At 62.9% G+C, this 21345-nt stretch carries 21 protein-coding genes; 9 read left to right on the top strand and 12 right to left on the bottom strand.

Going from position 1 to position 21345, the window contains the following annotated elements; all coding sequences use genetic code 11:
* The 4 genes from ACU5AZ_RS17025 to guaD all read left to right on the top strand — a co-directional run bounded on the left by ACU5AZ_RS17025 (position 1) and on the right by guaD (position 5346).
* Complete coding sequence (locus ACU5AZ_RS17025; RefSeq protein WP_446823519.1) at positions 1-918, top strand: LysR substrate-binding domain-containing protein; 918 nt, start codon at positions 1-3, stop codon at positions 916-918.
* A gap of 92 nt (positions 919-1010) precedes the next feature.
* Entirely contained in the window at positions 1011-2675 is a 1665-nt protein-coding gene (locus tag ACU5AZ_RS17020; RefSeq protein ID WP_446823518.1) for a sulfotransferase, read from the top strand.
* 119 nt (positions 2676-2794) lie between these two features.
* Positions 2795-4039: a urate hydroxylase PuuD gene (locus ACU5AZ_RS17015; protein WP_446823517.1), complete on the top strand. Its 1245-nt coding sequence runs from the start codon at positions 2795-2797 to the stop codon at positions 4037-4039.
* Complete coding sequence (gene guaD, locus ACU5AZ_RS17010) at positions 4036-5346, top strand: guanine deaminase (protein ID WP_446823516.1); 1311 nt, start codon at positions 4036-4038, stop codon at positions 5344-5346. Before ACU5AZ_RS17015 ends, guaD begins: the two co-directional genes overlap by 4 nt.
* Before the next feature lie 111 nt (positions 5347-5457).
* On the opposite strand, the gene ACU5AZ_RS17005 is transcribed toward guaD, so the two are convergent.
* Positions 5458-6294 carry a LysR family transcriptional regulator gene (locus tag ACU5AZ_RS17005; protein WP_446823515.1) on the bottom strand — a complete coding sequence of 279 codons (837 nt, stop codon included), beginning with the start codon at positions 6292-6294 and terminating at the stop codon, positions 5458-5460.
* Between the two features lie 95 nt (positions 6295-6389).
* Between ACU5AZ_RS17005 and ACU5AZ_RS17000 the strand changes: the two genes are divergently transcribed.
* Positions 6390-7364, top strand: a complete 975-nt coding sequence (locus ACU5AZ_RS17000) for a quinone oxidoreductase family protein (protein WP_446823514.1) — start codon at positions 6390-6392, stop codon at positions 7362-7364.
* A gap of 201 nt (positions 7365-7565) precedes the next feature.
* Here the strand turns inward: ACU5AZ_RS17000 and ACU5AZ_RS16995 are convergent, their stop codons facing one another.
* The 8 genes from ACU5AZ_RS16995 to ACU5AZ_RS16960 all read right to left on the bottom strand — a co-directional run bounded on the left by ACU5AZ_RS16995 (position 7566) and on the right by ACU5AZ_RS16960 (position 13686).
* Complete coding sequence (locus ACU5AZ_RS16995; protein WP_446823513.1) at positions 7566-8306, bottom strand: metallophosphoesterase family protein; 741 nt, start codon at positions 8304-8306, stop codon at positions 7566-7568.
* A 3-nt stretch (positions 8307-8309) separates the two neighbouring features.
* Positions 8310-8666 (bottom strand): hydroxyisourate hydrolase, encoded by a 357-nt coding sequence (uraH, locus tag ACU5AZ_RS16990; RefSeq protein WP_446823512.1) that lies wholly within the window; start codon positions 8664-8666, stop codon positions 8310-8312.
* Entirely contained in the window at positions 8663-9163 is a 501-nt protein-coding gene (locus tag ACU5AZ_RS16985; RefSeq protein ID WP_446823511.1) for an ureidoglycolate lyase, read from the bottom strand. Before ACU5AZ_RS16985 ends, uraH begins: the two co-directional genes overlap by 4 nt.
* Positions 9160-10182 carry an allantoicase gene (gene alc / locus ACU5AZ_RS16980; RefSeq protein WP_446823510.1) on the bottom strand — a complete coding sequence of 341 codons (1023 nt, stop codon included), beginning with the start codon at positions 10180-10182 and terminating at the stop codon, positions 9160-9162. Before alc ends, ACU5AZ_RS16985 begins: the two co-directional genes overlap by 4 nt.
* On the bottom strand, positions 10182-10679 hold the full coding sequence (gene uraD / locus ACU5AZ_RS16975) for a 2-oxo-4-hydroxy-4-carboxy-5-ureidoimidazoline decarboxylase (RefSeq protein ID WP_446823509.1): 498 nt from the start codon (positions 10677-10679) through the stop codon (positions 10182-10184). The genes alc and uraD overlap by 1 nt, the downstream gene beginning before the upstream one ends.
* Positions 10679-11602: an allantoinase PuuE gene (gene puuE, locus ACU5AZ_RS16970; protein WP_446823508.1), complete on the bottom strand. Its 924-nt coding sequence runs from the start codon at positions 11600-11602 to the stop codon at positions 10679-10681. Before puuE ends, uraD begins: the two co-directional genes overlap by 1 nt.
* 81 nt (positions 11603-11683) lie before the next feature.
* Positions 11684-12391, bottom strand: a complete 708-nt coding sequence (locus ACU5AZ_RS16965) for a DUF1045 domain-containing protein (RefSeq protein ID WP_446823507.1) — start codon at positions 12389-12391, stop codon at positions 11684-11686.
* A 116-nt stretch (positions 12392-12507) separates the two neighbouring features.
* Complete coding sequence (locus ACU5AZ_RS16960) at positions 12508-13686, bottom strand: NAD(P)/FAD-dependent oxidoreductase (RefSeq protein WP_446823506.1); 1179 nt, start codon at positions 13684-13686, stop codon at positions 12508-12510.
* Here ACU5AZ_RS16960 and mnmD point away from each other — a divergent pair.
* Positions 13685-14413, top strand: a complete 729-nt coding sequence (gene mnmD, locus ACU5AZ_RS16955) for a tRNA (5-methylaminomethyl-2-thiouridine)(34)-methyltransferase MnmD (protein WP_446823505.1) — start codon at positions 13685-13687, stop codon at positions 14411-14413. The genes ACU5AZ_RS16960 and mnmD overlap by 2 nt on opposite strands.
* Here the strand turns inward: mnmD and ACU5AZ_RS16950 are convergent.
* The 3 genes from ACU5AZ_RS16950 to ACU5AZ_RS16940 form a co-directional block, all read right to left on the bottom strand.
* Entirely contained in the window at positions 14402-17704 is a 3303-nt protein-coding gene (locus ACU5AZ_RS16950) for a response regulator (protein ID WP_446823504.1), read from the bottom strand. The two genes, mnmD and ACU5AZ_RS16950, sit on opposite strands and share 12 nt — an antisense overlap.
* Before the next feature lie 182 nt (positions 17705-17886).
* Complete coding sequence (locus tag ACU5AZ_RS16945) at positions 17887-18453, bottom strand: cytochrome b/b6 domain-containing protein (protein WP_446823503.1); 567 nt, start codon at positions 18451-18453, stop codon at positions 17887-17889.
* Positions 18443-18715, bottom strand: coding sequence for a PepSY domain-containing protein (locus ACU5AZ_RS16940; RefSeq protein ID WP_446823502.1), 273 nt, complete (start codon positions 18713-18715; stop codon positions 18443-18445). Before ACU5AZ_RS16940 ends, ACU5AZ_RS16945 begins: the two co-directional genes overlap by 11 nt.
* Before the next feature lie 178 nt (positions 18716-18893).
* Between ACU5AZ_RS16940 and ACU5AZ_RS16935 the strand changes: the two genes are divergently transcribed.
* The 3 genes from ACU5AZ_RS16935 to ACU5AZ_RS16925 are packed head-to-tail and all read left to right on the top strand — an operon-like array spanning position 18894 to position 21223.
* On the top strand, positions 18894-19205 hold the full coding sequence (locus tag ACU5AZ_RS16935) for a PepSY domain-containing protein (protein WP_446823501.1): 312 nt from the start codon (positions 18894-18896) through the stop codon (positions 19203-19205).
* A complete protein-coding gene (locus ACU5AZ_RS16930; RefSeq protein WP_446823500.1) occupies positions 19206-19871 on the top strand; it encodes a response regulator in 666 nt (221 codons plus the stop codon).
* On the top strand, positions 19871-21223 hold the full coding sequence (locus ACU5AZ_RS16925) for an ATP-binding protein (RefSeq protein ID WP_446823499.1): 1353 nt from the start codon (positions 19871-19873) through the stop codon (positions 21221-21223). Before ACU5AZ_RS16930 ends, ACU5AZ_RS16925 begins: the two co-directional genes overlap by 1 nt.
* Positions 21224-21345 lie beyond the last annotated feature (122 nt).

Here is a 21345-nt window from a genome sequence, read left to right as displayed (position 1 = left end):
ATGAAACTGTCGAAGCAGTTGCCGCTGAATGCCTTGCGTGTTTTCGAAGCCGTGGCGCGGCACGGTTCCTTCACCCGCGCCGGCGACGAGCTCGGCATGACCCAGACGGCGGTCAGCTACCAGATCAAGCTTCTGGAAGAGACGATCGGCGAACAGCTTTTCCGCCGCCAGACGCGGCAGATCACCCAGACTTCGGTTGCCGAACGGATGCTGCCGAAAGTGACCGAGGCAATGGCACTTCTGCACGAAGCCGTGGATTCCGCCCGCAAGGCATCGAACGAGATGCTCGAGATCCATTCGATCCCAACCTTCGCCACACTGTGGCTCGCCCGCAATCTCGGCTCCTTCCAGCTCCGCCACCCGGAAATCGCCGTGCGGCTGGTCCGCTCCGACCAGGCAACACGGATCTACCGTCAGGGCGCCGACGTCTCGATCGAATATTGCAACGAGGCTCCGGCCGGCTTCGTCGCCCAGCCACTGCTCAATCTTGAATTCACGCCGATGCTGAGCCCCTCGCTGGCAGACACCATTGGCGGCGTGAAGACCCCGGACGATCTTTTCCGGCTGCCAGTCATCACCGAAACCGCCGACGAGGAATGGTGGCGCCGCTGGCTCGCGCTGGCCGGCGGGGAATACAGAAAGCCGAAAACAGCGACGATCAACGCGATGGGCATCATGGATCTGGAAGCAAAGGCAGCAATCAGCGGACAGGGGATCGCCATCTTGAGCCCCTTCCTGTTCCAGGAAGAGCTAGCCTCCGGCCGCCTGATCCAGCCGTTCCCCTACACCGTGCCGGGCAAGGCACCGCTCAGCCTTCTCTATGCCCACGCACACCGCCGCGCGCCAAAAATCCAGGCCTTCCGCGCCTGGCTGGAGAGCGAGCTTTCGGACGAAGCCGCAACACTGACGGAAGGCTGAGCCGCTTAAGCGTTTGCCGTAAGCTCGGTTCAGCCCTGGACAAGCCGCAACCGCTATCCACCATTGGACCAAAGAACAACTTCCGCAGGGCAATGAGCAGCGACACGGTAGAGAAAATCCAGGCCATGCTGGCAAGAGCCGGCCAGGCCATTCAGTCGACAGCACTCGCCGGCAAGCCGTTGCCGGACGGCTTTGCCGACAGGATCGCCGAGGCCTGCATCACAGCCGCCCGCCAGGAAATTCACCGGAACGAGCTAGGAGCCGCCGGAACGATTATCGATGGCGCATTGTCGCTCTTTCCCGACCACCCGGCCCTCAAGCGGGAGCGCGCCTCGATCTGCGTCGCCAACGGCGATCCGCGAGCCGCCCTCGCCCACCTCTCCTCCGTGCTGGCAACCTGCGCGGATGACGCAGACGCCCTCCATCTTGCCGGCTATGCCTGCCAGCTCACCTGGCGTCTCGGCGAGGCGATAGCCCACCTGCAGCGTGCCGTGGCGTTGCGGCCCGATAACGACCGTTTCCACAGGACGCTTGCCAACGCCTATTCCGCGGCCGGCCGACCCCAGGACGCCGCCGCCATCTGGCAGCGCTTTGCGGAACAGGAACCGGAATGCCTGGATTACCTCTTCTGCCTCGCCGGAGCGCTGAACGATGCCGGCGAGATCAAGCAGGCGGCCGAAACCTACCGCCGCATTGTCAGGCTGAACCCGGATTGCGGCACCGCCCACCGCATGGCGGGCCTGGCAACGACCTATGACAGCCCGTCCCATCCGCATATCGCCGAACTGGAGGACGGGCTGACCCGGATAGCCGACGACAAGACGAATGCGCGCGAATTCCACTTTGCGCTCTATCGTGCCTATGACGGCGCAAAGGACTATGACCGCGCCTTCGCGCATCTCCTGGAGGCAAACCGTCTGCTCGGAGAAACCAAAGGCTATTCAACGGGTTCCGAGTTCACGCTGATTCAGCGTCTGCAAGATCACTTCTCTGCGGCTTTCGTTGAAGAGATGCCCGTATCCGATTCGAAGGATTCGCCTATTTTCATCGTCGGACTGCCGCGCTCCGGCTCGACGCTGACAGAGCAGATCCTTGCCAGCCATCCCGACGTCGGCGGTGCCGGCGAAGTCACGGTGCTTCAGGACATTGTCGAACGCGACCTTTTCGATCATGGCCGATCGACCCTGAAAACCTTCGACCACGGCTCGGTTCCGCTGCTGAATGCCCTCGCCATGGAATACATGTCTTGCCTGTCGGGCATGTCGCCGGGCGCCCGCCGCGTGACAGACAAATACCTGTCGAACTTCCTGTGGGTCGGCGTCATCCGCATGCTGTTCCCGCTGGCGCGCATCGTCCATTGCCGCCGCGATCCGGTCGCCAACGGCTTCTCGATCTTCTCCAACCATTTTGAAACCAGCGGCCTGCTCTACAAGACCCGCCTTGAAGATATCGGCCGCTACCACCGCGCCTACAGCGGATTGATGGCCCATTGGCACGACCGCTTTCCGGGCTGGATCCACGATCTCGACTACGAAGCGCTGACCGAAAACCAGGAAGAGGAAACCCGCAGGCTGCTCGCCTATTGCGGCCTTGCCTGGGATCCGGCCTGCCTCGAATTCCACAAGACGAAGCGAACGGTGAGGACCACCAGCTACAACCAAGTGCGAAAGGCCATGTACAGCGGCGCCGATCGCAAGACCATGAATTATATCCGGCATCTGCAGCCGCTGATCGACAGCCTGTCAGCCGAAAAGTGACGTTCGGAGTGCCGAACCGCAACGCAACGCGACAAATGCGTTGCGGCGCACAAAAGTTCTTTTCTTGTCGGCACGAATTGCGCAAAGTGACCCGCAAAGACTTGGATGGGGGCAACTGCATGTATGAATTCGCCATAGCCTGGGAATGGCTGGCCTTTGCCGTTCGCTGGCTGCACGTGATCACGGCGATTGCCTGGATCGGATCGTCCTTCTATTTCGTCGCCCTCGACCTCGGCCTCGTCAAGCGCGACCACCTGCCCGCCGGCGTTTACGGCGAGGAATGGCAGGTCCATGGCGGCGGCTTCTATCACATGCAGAAATACCTGGTGGCGCCGGCGACCATGCCCGAGCACCTCACCTGGTTCAAATGGGAGAGCTACGCCACCTGGCTCTCGGGCTTCGCCATGCTCTGCGTGGTCTATTACGGCGGCGCCGACCTATTCCTCATCGATCGGCATGTGCTCGACGTCAGCCAGCCGGTTGCCATCCTGATTTCCATGGCATCACTCACCATCGGCTGGCTGTTCTACGACACGCTCTGCAAATCGCCGATCGGCAAGAGCACCTGGGGCCTGATGATCCTGCTCTATGTGCTGCTGGTGCTGATGGCCTGGGGCTATACCCATCTCTTCACCGGCCGCGCCGCCTTCCTGCATCTCGGCGCCTTCACGGCGACGATCATGTCGGCCAACGTCTTCTTCATCATCATTCCGAACCAGAAGATCGTCGTCGCCGATCTGGTGGCTGGCCGCACGCCCGACCCCAAGCTCGGGCTTCAGGCCAAGCAGCGCTCGCTGCACAACAACTACCTGACGCTCCCCGTCATCTTCTTCATGCTGTCGAACCACTATCCGCTGGCATTCGCGACCTATTTCAACTGGATCATCGCGGCTCTCGTCTTCCTGATGGGGGTCACGATCCGCCACTGGTTCAACACCACGCATGCGCGCAAGGGCACGCCGCACTGGACCTGGGCGCTGACCGCCATCATCTTCGTCGTCATCATGTGGCTGTCGACCCGCCCCGGGCCCGAGCAGGCGGCAGAGGATGAAAGCACGGCCGTGGCGCCGGCCTTCCAGGAATTCGCCGCCAACGCCCATTTCGGCGCCGCCCGCGATGTCGTCCTGTCGCGCTGTTCCATGTGCCATGCCGCCGAACCGGTCTACGAAGGTCTCAGCCGGCCGCCGAAAAACGTCATGCTCGAAACCGATGCCGAGATTGCGTCCCACGCCCGGGAAATCTATATCCAGGCCGGCCGCAGCCACGCCATGCCGCCAGGCAACGTCACCGATGTCACGCCGGACGAGCGCAAGCTGCTGGCGGCCTGGTATGAAAGCGCAATAGGCGGAAGCAAGACCGAATGACCGATACACTCCTTTTGCGCGGACGGATCCTGTCCTTCCGCCGCGCGCCTTGCGATATCTCCGACACCGGCAGCTACCAATACGAGGAGGACGGCGGTCTGCTGATCGGGAACGGTCGCATCATCGCCTGCGGCAGCTATGCGGATATCCGCCGCAATGCGCCGGCGGATATCCGCGAGGCTGATCATCGCCCCCACCTCATCATGCCAGGCTTCATCGATACCCACCTGCATTTTCCGCAGATGCAGGTCATCGGCTCCTACGCCGCCAATCTCCTGGAATGGCTGAACACCTACACCTTCATCGAGGAACAGCGTTTCGCCGACAGGGCGCATGCCGAGCGGATTGCCGTGCGCTTCTTCGACGAGATGGTCCGTCATGGCACGACGACAGCGGTCGCCTATTGTTCGGTCCACAAGACCTCCGCGGATGCCTTCTTTGCCGAAAGCCTGAAACGCGGCACGGCGATGATCGCCGGCAAGACGATGATGGACCGCAACGCGCCGGACGCGCTCACCGACACGCCGCAATCCGCCTATGACGACACGAAGGCGGTGATTGCGCAGTGGCACGGCAAGGGCCGCAACCGCGTCGCCATCACGCCGCGCTTCGCCATCACCTCGACGCCGGAAGAGATGGAGGTCGCCAAGACGCTTGCCGCCGAGCATCCCGACCTGCACATCCAGACGCATCTCTCCGAGAACAGGGAGGAGATCGCCTTCACCTGCTCGCTCTATCCGGAGGCGAAGGATTACACCGACATCTATGCGCGCTATGGGCTCCTGGGTCCGAAGAGCCTGTTCGGCCACGCGATCCATCTTTCGGACCGCGAGGCAGACGCCATGAGCGAAAGCGGCTCGGTCGCCGTTCACTGCCCGACCTCGAACCTCTTCCTCGGCTCCGGCCTGTTCCCGATGAAGACCTACCAGCGGCGCGAGAAGCCCGTCCGTGTTGCCGTCGCCACCGACATCGGCGGCGGCTCCAGCTATTCCATGCTGCGCACACTCGACGAGGCCTACAAGATCCAGCAATTGCTGGGCGAACGGCTGAACCCGCTCGAAAGCTTCTACCTGATGACGCTCGGCAATGCCGAAGCACTCTCCATGGCAGACGAGATCGGCACGCTCGAACCCGGCACCATCGCCGACCTCGTCGTGCTCGACGCCTCGGCGACCCCGGCCATGGCGCTGAAGCAGGAAGCCAACCGGACGCTGACGGAAGAACTCTTCCTCATGCAGACGATGGGCGACGACCGCACGATCGCCGAGACCTACATCGCCGGCCGACCGGCGAAGAGCGTTCTGTGAGTCTTTGAACTCGCCATTCCTATGAGTTGCCCCTCATCCGCCCTGCCGGGCACCTTCTCCCCGCTCGCGGGGAGAAGGTCAGGGGTAGGGGCAATCTTCAAGGAGCTCCCCCTACCCCGCCGACACCGCATCGATCACCGCCCGGATCGCCGGGGCATGCCGGATATCCGGGTGGACGACGAGCCAGACCTCGCGGTTCAATGGCGAAAGCGACGTAGGCACCACCTCGACGGGCATTCCGGGTTCGATCATGAAATCCGGCAGGATGGCGATACCCGCCCCGCCGCAAACCGCCCTCACCTGCAGGTCCAGCGTAGAGGCCCTAAAGCCGATCGACCGGCCGGCGGCAAACTCCAGCAGCTTGCGGTGCTGGGGAGCATTCTCCATCTCGCGGTCGTAGCTGATGAAACTCCACTCCGCTTCCGGCACCTGGCCCACATAGCCTCGGGCAGCATAGAAGGAGAAGGACACCTCGCCGATCCGCATGATCGTCAGCTCGCCCTCGACAGGTCGGGTCATGCGTATGGCAATATCGGCTTCGCGCCGCGCCAGCGATGCCTCGCGCTTGTCGCCGAGAATGGTGAGGCTCAGTTGCGGATGCTCCCGCCGCAGTCGGAGAAACGGTTCGGCCAGCACCCTGTCCGCATAGGCTGGCGGCGCGCTGATCACCACTTCGCCGGCAATTTCCGAACGGTCGCCGACAGCCGCGCGTTCGATGGCGATTGCACCCTCTTCCATGCGCTCGGCCAGTGCCGCGATGCGCTGCCCCTCCGCCGTCAACGACAGGTGCCGTCCGCGGCGGTCGACAAGCTTGAGGCCAAGCTCCGCCTCCAGCGCCGCCACACGCCGCGCCACGGTCGCGTGCTCGACACCAGCCGCACGTCCGGCAGCGGACAGTGTGCCTTGACGTGCCAGAAGGGCGAAGATGCGCAGGTTCTCCCAGTCCATATCCGTTAATTTCCTCACATCTCATGCGCATATATCGGGAATTTTCAATCAACATAGCGTGCGCGAAACTCGTGTCCAGACACAGGAGACACACCATGAGCAAAGTCGTTAAACTCAAAGAGATCGGCGGACCGGAAAACTTCGTCATCGAGGACCAGTCGCCGGCGGACCCGGGTCCCAAGGAGATCCGCATCCGCCAGGAGGCGATCGGCCTCAACTTCGTCGACATCTACCACCGCGTCGGCCTCTACAAGCTGCCCACCTATCCCGCCGTGCTCGGCGTCGAAGGTGCCGGCGTGGTCGAGGCTGTCGGCAGCGATGTCACAGATCTGAAGCCCGGCAACCGGGTCACCTATGCCGGCGCGCCGGTCGGTGCCTATGCTACAACCCGGCTGCTACCCGCCGAGCGCGCCATGCGCCTGCCCGACGGCGTTTCGACCAAGGTCGCTGCCGCCTCGATGCTGAAAAGCCTGACCGCCTACATGCTTCTGAAGGAAGTCTATCCGGTCGGCGAGAACACCACTGTCTTCGTCCAGGCGGCTGCCGGCGGCGTCGGCTCAATCGTCGTCCGCTGGGCCAAGCATTTCGGCGCAACCGTTATCGGTGCGGTCAGTTCGGACGAGAAGGCGGAGATTGCCCGCCGCCACGGCGCCGACCATGTCATCGTCGGCCGCAACGCTGATCTTGGCAAGGAAGTGAAGGTGCTGACGGAAGGCCGTGGCGTCGATGTCGCCTATGATGGTCTTGGAGGCGAACCGCTTATAAAGATGCTGGATTGCGTCCGTCCCTTCGGCATGGCCGTCAACATCGGCCAGGTCGTCGGCCCCGTCCCAGCGTCGATTAGCGCCGACATCGCCGCGCCCCGCGCCATCGCCTTTTCGAGGCCAAGCGTGATGTTCTACATCTCCGACACGGCGCGTTACCGCAAGGCGGCCGATCGCGTCATCCATCATCTCGCCGCCGGCCTGGCACCAGGCGAAGGTCAGGAATATGCCCTTGCCGACGTCACCCTGGCCCACCGCGATCTTGAGGCCGGACGCACCAGCGGCAGCGCCATTCTCGTGCCGTAACCGCACAGATTTCAGAGGGTTGCGCCGGGGAAGAAAAATTTACCGGAAAGAAAATTTCTTCTTTACTTTACGTTAACCACTCGGCATTATCTTTACATACAGATCCTGCATTTACGAATGCAGTCGAGGGAAACCGCGCTAGCACGGATGTACTGCAGCGCGGTTTTCCGCATATGAACTCTCCTAAAATTTCAATGATCGCTAGCGCAGCCACCCAGTGGCCAGTGCTGCCGCCCACTCGTCGCGGCCGTTCTCGCGTGCCAGTCTCGCCGCGGCTTCGCAGTCATAGGGCACCTGCCGGAAGGTGACCGACCAGCCCGCGCTGTCCTTCTCCAGAATTGCGTAGCTTGCCAGCGGATTGCCCGTCTGCATGCGGTGCGGATAGGGCTGGTCGTCCTCATAACCCGGACAGCCGACGCTTCCCGGATTGACGATCAGCCGACCGTCGCGAAGCCGGACGGTGCGTGGCGTGTGCGTATGTCCGCAGAGGATGAGGGAAAAATCCACGCCTGCGGCCATCGCCTCGATCTCATCTACCGGGCGCTGGTGCATGATGCCCTGCGGAGAGACCGTCTCCAGCCAATAGGTGTTGTCGTCGGTCGGCGTTGCATGACAGAGATAGACCTCGTCCTGCCAGACGCGATCGAACGGAAGGCTTGCCAGCCAAGCAAGGTGCGAAGGCGTCATCCGGTCGCGGGCATAACGATCCGTCCGTCCCATGGCCTCGGGCATCTGTTCGACGAGATAACGGTCGTGATTGCCGCGCACTGTCGGCAGGTCGAGCGCCATCAGCCGGTCCGCCACCTCCGCCGGCCAAAGCGGCCCGGACACGCAGTCGCCGAGATTGACGATGTCGCGAATGCCCAGCCGCGCGATGTCGGCGAGCACCGCCTCCAACGCTTCCAGATTGCCGTGAATGTCGGCGATCGCGGCGAAACGCACCGCTCAACTGCCGCGATAGGTGGAATAGCTGTATGGCGAGAGAAGCAGCGGCACGTGATAATGCGCCGTCGTATCGGCAATACCGAAGCGGATCGGGATGTCGTCGAGGAACGGCGGATCGGCAAGCGCGACGCTCTTCGCCCGCAGATAATCACCGGCATGGAACAGGAGTTCGTAACGGCCAGCGGCAAAATCATCGCCCTGCAGCAGCGAACCGCCATCGACGCGGCCATCGGCATTGGTCACCACCGTCTTGATCAGCACAGGTTCGGCGCCGTCCATCCGGAAAAGATCGATGACGAGGCCTTCGGCCGGCGTGCCGCGGGCGGCATCAAGAACATGTGTGGTAAGACCGGTCATGGCTTCGGCTCCGTGATGGTGAAGGGTGTGTCGAAGAAGAATTCCTCGAGATTGTTACCCGGTCCGGCGCGGTCGACAACCAGAAAGTCGGACGCTTCGCCGATCGCCATCAGCGGATGGTGCCAGACATTGCGGCGGTAGTTGACGCCCTGATGGGGCTCAGCGAGAAAAACCTGCGGCTCGCCGGGCTTTCCGTCCTCGTCCATGGAGACCACCACCAGAAACGGCCGGCCGGAGAGCGGCGTAAACGACTGGCTGCCGAATGGGTGCCGCTCCATCATGTCGACCGTGTAGGGAAAGCTGCGCGCCTGGCCGCGGAAGATGTTGAGGATGACCGAGGCCCCCTCGCCTTCGGCCTCGGCGGTGGCGAGCGCGTGAAACCGTTCGGTCGTGCCGCCGTTGATCAGCCGCATCGTCTGCGGATCGGCTTCCAGAACATCGCCGAAGGGGGCAAAGGCCGCCTTCGTCAGCGGCCTTATCGGAAGTGTACGGCTCACGCCTTGTGGCCCATCAGCCTGAGGCGCATGACGCCGCCGTCCGGATGCATGGCGAAGCGGACATGCGTGACCGGCCCGATATCGGCGACGGTGTGTCCGGCGAAGACATGTTCGTGGTCCATCTCCAGCTTGTGGCGGGCAAGGATCGGCTTCCAGCTTTCGGACGCGGCAATTTCCGCCTCGCTGATCGTCTCGCCGGCATCCGGCAGATAGGCGCCGAGCAACTCGCAGGTGTCGGGAAAATTACCCTTGAAGAAATGTGTATCGACGATGACCCGCTTGATGATGCCCGGATGGCCGAGGCGGATGATGGTCCAGTCATGGCCGGGGCCGCGTCGACGCTTGGTTTCCCAGCCGTCGCCCATGTTGATGCCGCGCCCGGGCGACAGCATCTTGTCGGGATGCCCGTAATGGGCGTCCGTCCAGGTCAGTGCCTTGGCGCCGTGGAAGATGTAGGCGAGATCGATTTCCTGCTCGGGCGAGACCTTCGACCAGTCGAAATGCGCGGCACCGTAGACGCGCAGGCGGGCGATGCCGCCATCGGGATACATGTGGACCCGCAGATGCGTCCAGACCTTGTCGCGATCGCCGTTCTCGAAGAAGAACTGCGCGCTGGCGCCGAGCGTCGACTTGGCGAGCACTTCGGTCCACTCGGTCGCATCCGTCGGATCGCCGCTCTCGACGAAGGCAGCCTCGATCGAGACCGCGGGCGCGTAATTGCCGGTGAAGTAGCGGGTATCGACATCGAAACCGAAGATCTTTCCCGGCATGGCAAGCCGGATGATCGCAAAGTCATGGCCGGGCGTGCGCTTGCGCCGGCTTTCCCAGCCGTCCATCCATTTGCCGTTGTCGTCATAGGCATCGGCCTTCCACACGGCCGGATCGTCGGACAGCATGCGGTCGACCGGTGCGAAGAAATCGTCGGTCACGAAAATGCCCTTGGCGCCGAGACGGGCCGAGGCGAGATTGACGGCGCCCGCCGCGAAATCAGGCAGCAGGACCTCACTTACTTCAGTCATCAGGAATTCTCCGAAAATATGGCGTCCAGCCTCAGCCGCGCGATCTTCTCCACCTGCGCGCAGGCTGTCGCCAGCTCCTCCTCGCGCTCATGGTGGATGCGTGTCTCGAACGCGGCCAGAATGGCGTCCTTGTATAGGCCTTTCACGGCAATAATAAAGGGGAATCCGAACTTTGCCACATAGGCCAGGTTGAGTTCGGTGAACCGCGCATGCTCCTCGGCCGTCAGCTGATCGAGGCCGGCGCCGGCCTGTTCCTTGCGGCTGTCTTCGGTCAGCTTGCCGGCGATGGCGAGCTTGCCGGCGAGATCGGGATGGGCGCGAAGAACCGCCAGCCTCTCCTCGCCATTCGCCGCGCGGAACGCCGAACAGAGCGCCGCGTGAACACTGCTCGCCGACAGCGGTTCGGTGATCCCGGCATCATAGGCCCGCTCCGCGACCCACGGCGAATGCTCGAATATGCCGCCGAAGCGGGCTACGAAATCCTGTCTGTCCATCATCACATGATCTGCGGCTTGTGGTGCTCATGCCAGTGACGGGCGATCTCGATCCGCTTCGGGATCCACACCTTGTCATGGGAAAGCACGTATTCGACAAAGCGCTTCAGCGCGGCGGCGCGGCCCGGACGGCCGACGAGGCGGCAGTGCAGGCCGACATTCATCATCTTCGCCTGCCCCTCCTTGCCCTCCTGATAGAGCACGTCGAAGGCGTCCTTCAAATAGTTGAAGAACTGGTCGCCGGCATTGAAACCCTGCGGTGTCGCAAACCGCATGTCGTTCGTCTCAAGCGTATAGGGAATGATGAGGAACGGCTTGCCGTCGAGACCCGGCACCCAATAGGGCAGATCGTCGGCATAGGAGTCGCTCGAATAGAGGAAGCCGCCCTCCTCCATGACGAGCTTCAGCGTATTGTCGGACGGCTTGCCCTGATACATGCCGAGCGGGTGCGAGCCGGTCAGTTCCTTGTGCAGCCGCACAGCCTCGAGAATGTGCTCGCGCTCCTTCTCGATCGGAAAATCCTTGTATTCGAGCCAGCGATAGCCGTGGCTGGCGATCTCCCAGCCGGCTTCCTTCATGGCGGCAACCGCTTCCGGATTGCGCGCCATGGCAAGCGTGACGCCGTAGACGGTGACCGGAACATTCAGGCTGGTGAACATGCGGTGCAGACGCCAGAAGCCGGCGCGCGACCCGTATTCGTAGATCGATTCCATGTTGAGGTTGCGCTGCCCCGGCCAGGGTTGCGCGCCGACAATCTCCGAGAGGAGCGATTCCGACGCCGGATCACCGTCCAGTATGGAGCTTTCGCCCCCCTCTTCGTAATTGACCACGAACTGCACCGCGATCCGCGCATCGCCCGGCCATTTCGGGTCGGGGGTTTGACGGCCGTAGCCGATAAGATCGCGGGGATAATTGTCTATGTCCATCGACGCACCTTTTTCCATTCGGTCAAAAATTATCAGGTGCGATTGGATTGTCGAGGGCGCCAAGGCAAAAAGCGGCGCGTTCTACGCCCTCTTTTTCTGCGACACGGGCCCAAGCGGGTGCAGCGAATGCACATGGAAGGGAGCCCCTTGCTCCTCCTCGATCATCAGCGCCAGATTGGCCACTTCCAGCGGCATTTCGAGCGCCGGCGCGAAGAAGCGCTTCAACGCCCGCTCGAAGCGCTCCAGCTCGGACGCATTGAGCGCGCCCGTCAGCATCATGTGAAAGCGGTATTCGTCCATCACATGCGGATGGCCCCAGCGGTGGAGATTGGCGAACTCGGTTGCGTTCAGAACGTCCGGATTGCGCCGCTCGATCTCGACGTCGCTGAGCGGTGCCCGGTAGGCATCGAACTCGTGGATGACGGAACAGGCGAGCTCGTGCATTTCATAGGGATAGGTCGAAGCGATCAGCCCCAGCCCCTGCCCGACCCGCGCGACCTCGAGCGGTGGCAGCAGGAACGGCTGGCGACCGCCGGCAAATGTCATCATGTGCTTCAGGAGAGACGCCGGATTGGCGTCATCCTTCAGCCGGAACGGCGCCTGCAGCATGGCATGGAACCCCGCCCGGCGCGGCAGCGCTGTGTGGAAGGCAATCTCATGGATGCCAAGGCCACCGATGCCGTGCGGTTCGTACAGGTGGCCCGCGAAAGCGTCGCGGCCGAGCCACAAGGCCGCCGCCTCCGAAAGCACATGGCGCGGCGGCGGTGTAAAGGCGATAGAATAGCGCATGTCGCACATCCCGAAAGAAGGATGAAATTCGTCGGCATCGGTCATTCCGATGCTGTTTGCGCCGGTTTAGGTGATTTGCGTAACAGATTGACGACGGGGAGAAGGCGGAATTGCGCTCATATCTTGCCGGCCAGGACAAAGTGCCGTTCGGCGACGAAGCTCTCCGGCAGGACAATACCGGACGGCCTGCCGGCAATCTCGCCGACAACTGCTTCGGCAAGCCGGTGGGCGATCCCGAAACTGACCTTGAAGCCGCCGGTCAGAAAGGAAACATTCTCAAATGCCGGGTGCCGGCCGGCCATCGGATCGCGGCCGATCGCCTTTGGTCTGAGCCCCGCCCAGCGCTCGACAACCGGCGCTTCGCCAAGGCATGGCGCAAGGGCCCTCGCCCGCTCCAGCAAATCCTCCAGCAGACCATCGGTGGCGAACGGCTGGTCGAACTCCTCCTCGCTGGTGCTGCCGACAGCAACCAGCCCATTCTCATGCGGCACGACATAGACGCCGTCGTGAAAGATGACCGGCAGCGCCGGATCGATCTCCGCCTTCAATAGCGCTGCCTGCCCCTTGACCGGCTTGCCGATCGGCTTTGCCATCGGTGCCATGGCCTCAGCCAGAGGGAATGAGCCGACACCGGCGGCAATCAGGCAGTGCCCGAAACGGATGTCGTTGCCGCCGACGCAGGCGACCCCCGCCTTCGCATCGATGGACGTGACCGCCGCGTTCTCCATAAGCCGCGCCCGACCCGACCGACGGAGAGCGGCAATCAGCGCCGCCGTCAATGCGCGCGGCGACACGCGGGCCGCAAACGTGTCGAGCACCACGCCGAAGGGCGCTGCCTCGGCATGAGGCCACGTCGCAAATGGCGACTGCTCCAGCACCTGCCAAACATAATCCGCGCCCGGGACTTGCCAGTTCAACCGCGCATCCTCGGAATGACCAAACGCGCGCTCCCGGTTCTGCTCGTGGGTCAGCGGCAGAAGACGGCCGCAGCGGTGGTATCCGGTCGAAAGCTCGGTCATCTCTTCCAGCGCCGCGATCTCGTCTTCAAGCGCAACGAGCGCATCGAACTGGAACTGCTTCTTCGCGTTCCAGCGGTCGGGTTGATGCGACATCAGTGCGCCGAGAAAGCCGTTGCTTGTGCCCCCACCCAAACGGCCCGCATCGGCGAGCAAGACATCGAGGCCCGACTGCACCGCCTTTAGAGCCGCCCAAAGCCCCACGATGCCGCCGCCGACGATCAAAAGACCGGCGGACGATTGACCGCTCGCAAACGCGGTATTATCGGCTTGGCTCATGACGGATCCAATTTCGAACGACGGCGCCTCCGGCAACAGGCTCGAATGGCGCGAGGGCGATATGCCCTATTCGACCGCCTTTGGCGACCACTTTTATTGCCAGACGGACGGACGGCTGGAATGCGCCTACGTGTTCATGGACGGCAATGGCTTGCCGGCGAGATGGCAGGCCGGCGGTGATTTCCGCATCGGCGAACTGGGGTTCGGCACCGGTCTCAACCTCTGCGAAACCTGGCGGCAATGGAAGCGGTCACGGACAGCGGATGGTCATCTGCACTTCACCTCGTTCGAGCTCTATCCCATGCAGCGCGAAGAGATTGACAAGGCGCTCGCCCACTGGCCGGAGATCGATGCCGAACGGCAGGGCCTGACATCGCTCTGGCCCGACGCGCCAGAAGGCATCGTCACGCTCGAACTCGACAGCCGCACGACGCTGACGATCGTCTGCGGCCCGGCGGCAGACACTGTTCCGGCCGTGCACATGCCTTTCGATGCCTGGTATCTCGACGGTTTTGCCCCCTCCCGCAACCCGGACATGTGGTCGCCGGAACTGATGGCCACGGTCTGTGCGAAGACGGCGCCTGGCGGCACATTTGCCACTTATGCAGCGGCAGGTTTCGTCCGCCGCAATCTCGGAGCCGCCGGTTTCGAGGTCAAGCGTCGGCCGGGATTTGCGGGCAAACGCGAAATGCTGTTTGGAACGAAGGCCGCGCCCTCAGGGGCGTGACTGCCCCGCTCCCGCCCCTTCCACATCGCTCAGGAGCGCGTGGATCTTGTCGAGCAGGACCGAAGGCACGATCGGCTTGGCCATGTGATCATCCATGCCCGCGTGCAGGCAGACCTCGCGCTCCCGTTCGAGCGCATGGGCGGTGACGCCGATGATCGGCACATGCGCGCCGTCGCATCGCTCCTGCTCCAGCTCGCGGATCATCCTGGCGGCTTCGAACCCGTCCATCACCGGCATGGAGACGTCCATCAGGATCAGGGACGGAGAGAGCGCCTCCCAGCTCGCCACCGCATCGGCGCCATTCTCAACCATCTTGAACCGCAAGCCCGCCTCGAGAAGGATCTGCGAGAAGAATATCCGGTTGACCTCGTTGTCCTCGGCGACCAGTACATCGATCCGCTGTGCATCCGTCTTCCCGACCGCCGGCCGGGGCCGGGCTCTGCCGTCAACAGGTGGTACCGGGAGGAAGGTGTCGCGGCGTTGACCGTCCATGCGCGCAGCAGTGCGCAAGACCTCGATCAGCGTGCTGCGCAGAATGCCGAAGCGAACGGGTTTCACGACATAGGTATCCGCAATGGTCCCGGTCTTGGGCTGGCCGCGCTCGGCCGCGTCCAGCGACGACAACAGAACGGCCGGTATGTGCGGGCAGATCTCGCGGTGGATGATGCCGACGGCGGCAGTCCCCTTCATATCGTCGAGCCGTTCGTCAACAATGATCGCCGCCGGCTTCACACCCGCTTCGAGTGCCGCCTTGAGGATCTGCATCGCCATGCCGGCGTCTTGCGCCACCACGGCTTCGCAGCCCCAGTCGGAAAGTTTCGCGCTGAGCAACTCGCGCCCGATCGGATTCGAATGGATCACCAGCACGCTGCTGCCACCGAGATCGACAGGGAGCGCCCAGACCCGCTCGCGATGCGACGCCACGGCAAAGGGCAACTCGACGGTGAAGGCGCTGCCGACACCCGGCTCGCTTTCGACCGAAATCGTGCCACCGAACAGCTCGACCAGCGTTGCCGTCACCGACAGTCCCAGCCCGATACCTTCGTAGCGTGCGCTGTTGCCCGCCTCAAGCTGGTGGAACTTGTCGAAAATCGTCGGAAGCTTGTCCGCCTCGATGCCGATGCCGCTGTCGCGAACCGTCAGGACCAGCGTGACGCACGACGGATCGTCCTTGTCAGTGCGTGAGGCAAGGTCGATCAGCACATGACCGGCCTCGGTAAAGCGGATCGCATTGCTGACAATATTGGTGAGGATCTGCCGCAGGCGGCCCGCATCGCCGACAAGCGTGCTCGGCAAACTGTCGTCGCTCGAAAGGAATATCTCGAGGTCCTTTTCGAAGGCCGCGGCCGACATCAGCGTCGCGACGTCCTCGACCGCCTCGAGCGGGTCGAAATGCTGGCTGACAAGCCGCAGCTGACCGGCTTCGAGCGTCGAGAAATCCAGGATATCGTTGATGATCGTCATCAGCGCCTTGCCCGATTTGACCATCACGTCGATGAAGGTCTTCTGCCGCGGATCGGGATCGGTCTTGGCCAGCAGTTCGGCCATTCCCAGAACGCCGTTCATCGGGGTGCGGATTTCGTGGCTGACGACAGCGAGAAAGTCCGATTTTGCCCGGTCGGCGGCCTCGCTGCGGGCGAGCGCGACCTTCAGCTCTTCCTCGCGCTGCTTCATCTCGGTCATGTCGGTGAGCACGATGGTCCACTGGCCGAGACCGTTGGGCGAGGCCTCCATATGCACCCAGGTCTTGCCGGCGGCCAGGAATCCGGCGGAAAACGCCTGATCATTCAGGAGAAAATTGTCCCATTCGGCGGACGGGTCAGCAAGTTCGCCCTCAAAGTCGCCCCGGGCCGCGCAATGCGAAATGAGGTCCGCCCAGGCAGCGCCGGGCATTAGCACTTCCGGCGGCAGTTCCAGCATGGCCGGCAGCGCATCGTTCGACAGCAGAATGCGTCCGTCCTCGATCAGCAGCAGCCCCTGCGACATGACCCGGGTCGCATCGGAGATGAACCGGCCAAGGCGGGAAAGCTGTTCCTGTACCTGATCGATCTCCATCTCCCGCGACCGGATGGTGGTCACGTCGGTGTAGATCATCAGCAAGCGACCGTCGCTCAGGTGGCGATTGGAAACGACGACGAACTTGCCGTTTTCGTATTCCACTTCCTGCGGCTTGTCGAAACTGTTGTCGGCAAGCTCGGTTCTTCGCCTGTCGACATATTCGTCCAGCGCCTCGGTCTTCACGGGTGCCATCCCGCCCTGCCGCGTCAGCTCGACGACTTCGGAAAAGCCCATGCCTTCTATGACGGCATCATCGGGCCAGCCCCAGATATTGCGCGCCTCCTGGTTGACGTATTCCACGACGAAGTCGCTCGACATCATGACGACGCCGACCGGCATCGCTGACACCAGCCGTTCCAGATCCCCGCGCAGGGACTCGGTTTTTGCCCGTTCGGCAATCAGCTGCGCTTCGCGCTGCTTCAGTTCGGTGACGTCGGTGATGGTACCGACGAGAAATGATCCCGCCGCGGCGGTGGAAACCCTCGTAATACGGCAAAGAAGCACATGCTCCTCGCCATCCGGCAGGAGCGCCGTCTGCTGGAATTCGGCCGTCGATCCGGTCTCCAGGACCACCTCGTCGGCGGCCTGGTACTCGAGGCCGACCGGGCCGAAGATATCCGGTTGCGTCGTCCCGATGAGCTTGTCTTCGGGCATGCCGACGATACGGGCATAATGACGGTTTGCGGCAATCAGCCGATGATCCCGCCCGCGAACGAAGGTGGCGACCGGCAGCTTGTCGAGGAGTTCCTTGAACAGGTCCTGCCCGAAGGAATGTTGATCGCCGGCAGGCGCCAGTCCGTGATCAGGCGGCTTGCCGGGAGTGCCGGCGCCTGGACCGGAAGCGTCCGTGGCGGCTACAGGCCCTGCGGAAGGCACCTCCGTCTGCTCTTCGAATATACCGACGACGTGGAACTGGCCGCTGTCTGAAATGAACCGCTCGATCAGCACGGAATGACGCGTATTGCCGGACGCATCGAACCAGGCGGCGGTTTCTTCCGAGCCGAAGACAAGCGCGCGCCGCTCTCGTTCTTCCAGCTCGCCGGTCACGCCGGCTATGCCGAGGTCGCTTGCAAGACGGCCTTCGAAACTGTCGGCAGTAAGCCCGAAGAGACGTGCAAAGGCATCATTGACCGCAGAAAAGCGAAGCTTCCCATCCTTTACGTAGGCGGGAAGTTCGTGAGCGCGGATACGCTCACATGCCAAAAGAACCAAGTCGGCCCCGGCCTCGGTCAAATGAAAACTCCCGGTTGCACTAAGTCAGGTCGACAACAGGAATACCCGATTTCCCTTGAACAATTCGTTAACCATAAGTCCGGGAAGCCACAAATTGGAAAGCAGGCTATCGGAATGAGAATGCCAGGGCCGCACGGGCGGGGAACATTGCGGTCCTGGCATCGATCAAGCGGTCTGTTTTGTTATTGCGGCCGCTTGCGCCCGGTGATCATGGCCCGAACGAGGTTTTCCCGATGTTCGAAGCTGGCGAGTATGACACCGAGGATGTGAAGCCCGACGAGCCCCAACGTGACATTGACAGCGCCTTCGTGGAGTTCCCCGACCCATTCCACGCCCCAGTAAGCGTCCGTGGTCATCATGTATCCGGTCGTCGCAATGGTTGCGATCATGACGAGAAGCGCGATCACCATCGCGCCGCCGGCCGGATTGTGGCCGAGATAACGCCGCGCCCGCATGCGTGCGGTATCCCTGAGGAAACCAAGCACCGTCGACGGCCGGTAGATGAACGTCGAGAACCGCGCATGCTCGGTGCCGACCAGGCCCCAGAGGACCCGGAACGCGATCAGCCCGGCGATCACATAGCCAGAGAGGATGTGGGCGCTCTTCCATTCGTCGCCGGTCAGGTAGGAAAAGGCGAAGAAGCCGACCAGAGACCAGTGGAACAGCCGGACGAAAGGGTCCCAGACCTTCTCGGTCGCGGCGCCCTCGTCGAGCGCGCCGCCATTGTCGAAATCGGCATCAACCGTCATTGTCTTCACCAGCGGCTTCGCCGGTCACCGGGTTGAATAGCTGCTCGACGCGCTTGCCCTCGGGGCTGACGGCGTAGACTTCGTAGCAGCCCTTCTCGGCCTTCACCTGACGCACCTTGTAGCCCATGCCCTCGGCCTTCTGCTGCATGGCCTCCTTCGACATCCACTTGGACTGAGGCTCGTTGCCACACGGGCTTTCCGCCGCAAAGGCGGCACCGGCAAAGGCTGCGGAAGCAAGGATTGCAAGAATAGTGGTCTTCATAAAAGTCGTCTCCATCGTCTTGTGGCGACCGGACTGCCCGGCCTCGACACAAACCCTAGCGGAGCCAAACTGACGGCTGGCTGACGGCCCCTGTCAGCTTCCTGTAAGGTTGGCGGCGCTAATGGAGAGCATGGCAACTCTCGGCAAATTGCACTCCCCGTCCCTTAAGAGAAGGCGCATGCTGGTCCTCGCGCTCAGCGGCCTTGCGGCCAGCCTGCCGCTTTCGGCCCGAGCCGATGACGACGACGGAGACGGAGACGACGACCGGGACGACGCGCTGCGTTCGGTCCGGGCCGGCCATGCCAAACCCCTCTCCGCCATTCTTCCGGTGATCCGCGAGCGATGGCCGGGCGAGCTCGTCGGGGTGAAAGTCCGGCGAAGACGCCACCGGCTTTATTATGCCATCCGCGTCGTCGCCGAGAACGGCCATCTCATCGAGATCGAGGTCGACGCCACCTCCGGCACCGTCATCGAGGTGGAAAACGAATAGATGCGCATCCTGCTTGCCGAAGACGATCCGCTGATCGCCCGCGATGTGACCGCGCACCTCACGAGCGCCGGCTATCTGGTCCGGCACATCTCGGACGGCGAGACCGCATGGCACCTCGGCGATACCGAAGATTTTTCCGCCGCCGTCCTGGATCTGGGACTGCCGGCGCTCGACGGCATGCAGGTGCTGAAGCGCTGGCGTACTGCCGGACGCGACATGCCTGTCCTCATCCTGAGCGCGAGGGGAAACTGGGAGGAACGGGTGGAAGGCATCGACGCGGGTGCCGACGACTACCTTCCAAAGCCCTTTCGCATGCTCGAGCTTCTGGCGCGGCTGAGGGCGATCATGCGCCGCTATGCCGGCCAGTCGGGAACGATGCTCGCCTGCGGTCCGATCGAGATCGACACGAGGAACAAGGCCGTCTTCCTGCATGGCGTGCCGGCACCGCTGTCGGCCCTCGAATACCGCTGCGTCGCCGTTCTCGCCATGAATGCCGGCCGGCCGGTCTCACAGGTCGAACTTACGGAACAGCTCTATGAACAGGACTTCGAGCGCGACAGCAATTCGATCGAGGTGCTGATCACACGGTTGCGCCGCAAGCTCGGCAAGGAAACCATCCTCACCAAGCGCGGCTTCGGATATCAGCTGACGACCAGCGAGGCGTGATGCGGTCGATCAGGCTCCGCTTTCTCATCGTCTCCCTGATCGGCATAACCATCGCGCTCTCGCTCGCCGCCTGGTTCTTCGTCATCCTGTTTACCCGCAACCTGCAGGCCCGGATCGACGGAGAGCTGTCGGGCTATATCGGACGGTTGGCCGCGACACTGCAGTTCGATGACGCCGGTGCCCTGAAACGCCCTGAACAATTGGCCGACAACCGCTTCTACCAGCCCTATGGCGGTCTCTACTGGCAGATCGAGGACGAAGCACAAAGCGTCCGCATGCGTTCGCCATCATTGTTCGACTATGCCCTGCCCCTCCCCGCTGATACCCATGAGCCAGGCACCATTCACCGCTACCGCCTGCCCGGCCCCGACGGAAACGACGTGATGGTGCAGGAGCGCATCATCGTCCTTGCCGCACCGGGCGGAAAGCGGGACATCCGCATCGCGGTCGCGATCGACGCTGCCGGCCTCGACAATGCCAGCCGCCGCTTCGCCCGTACGATCCTGCCCTACATCCTTGCCCTGGCGCTTCTGCTCTCGCTGATGTCGGCGGCGCAGCTGTCCTTCGGCCTTCGTCCGCTGTCGAGGCTTGCCGAAGACGTCCGCAAGATCCGCGAACGCCGGGCCTTGCGGCTCGACGGCCAGTATCCGAGCGAGTTGTCGGGCCTGTCGAGCCAGTTGAACCAGCTGATCGAAGCCCAGGAAAAGACGGTCGAATCCGCCCGCACCCGCGCCGCCGACCTGGCGCACGGTCTCAAGACCCCGTTGACCGTGCTCGCCAATGACGCACTGACCCTGCGCGAGAAGGGGGAGACGGAAATCGCCGACGAACTGGAGGCGCTGGCCGCGACGATGCGGGCGCATGTCGATCACGAACTGGCCCGGGCGCGCATGGCGCCGAGCCCCGAGCAGAGACGTTCCGACGCAAGCCTGAAGACGGTCGTCGACGGTCTGGTCCGGACCTTGCGTCGCTCTCCCTATGGGGAAAGGCTGGATTGGCGATCGGACATCCCCGAGCACGCCATGGTGCCCGTCGATCCGCAGGACGCCCGCGAGATGCTGGGCAACATTCTCGAAAACGCCGCCAAGTGGGCGGCGGCCAGCGTGGCCATCGGGGCGGTCATGACCCGCAACGGCTGGCGCCTGACCATCGAGGATGATGGCCCCGGCGTTTCCCCCAACAAGCTTGGCGACATCACGGCACGCGGCCTGCGTCTCGACCATCGCAAGCCAGGCAGCGGCCTCGGTCTCGCCATCGTCGCGGACATAGCAACGCTCTACGATATCGATGTCGCCTTCGACAATCGCGCGGAGGGTGGATTGCGGGCCACCTTCCTGTTTCCAAGGCTCTGAGACGCCGTATGTTTTTCGCAACTGCGAAACAATTACCTTGACTTGTGGGCCGTAATCCATCAAACAGCGGGCAGCTTTCACCTTCCGGCCGCCGCGTGAGCTGGCCCCTGCGATTGAATTGA

It is taken from the genome of Rhizobium sp. PAMB 3182, assembly GCF_052908355.1.
This window is presented reverse-complemented; position numbering and strand designations above follow the sequence as displayed.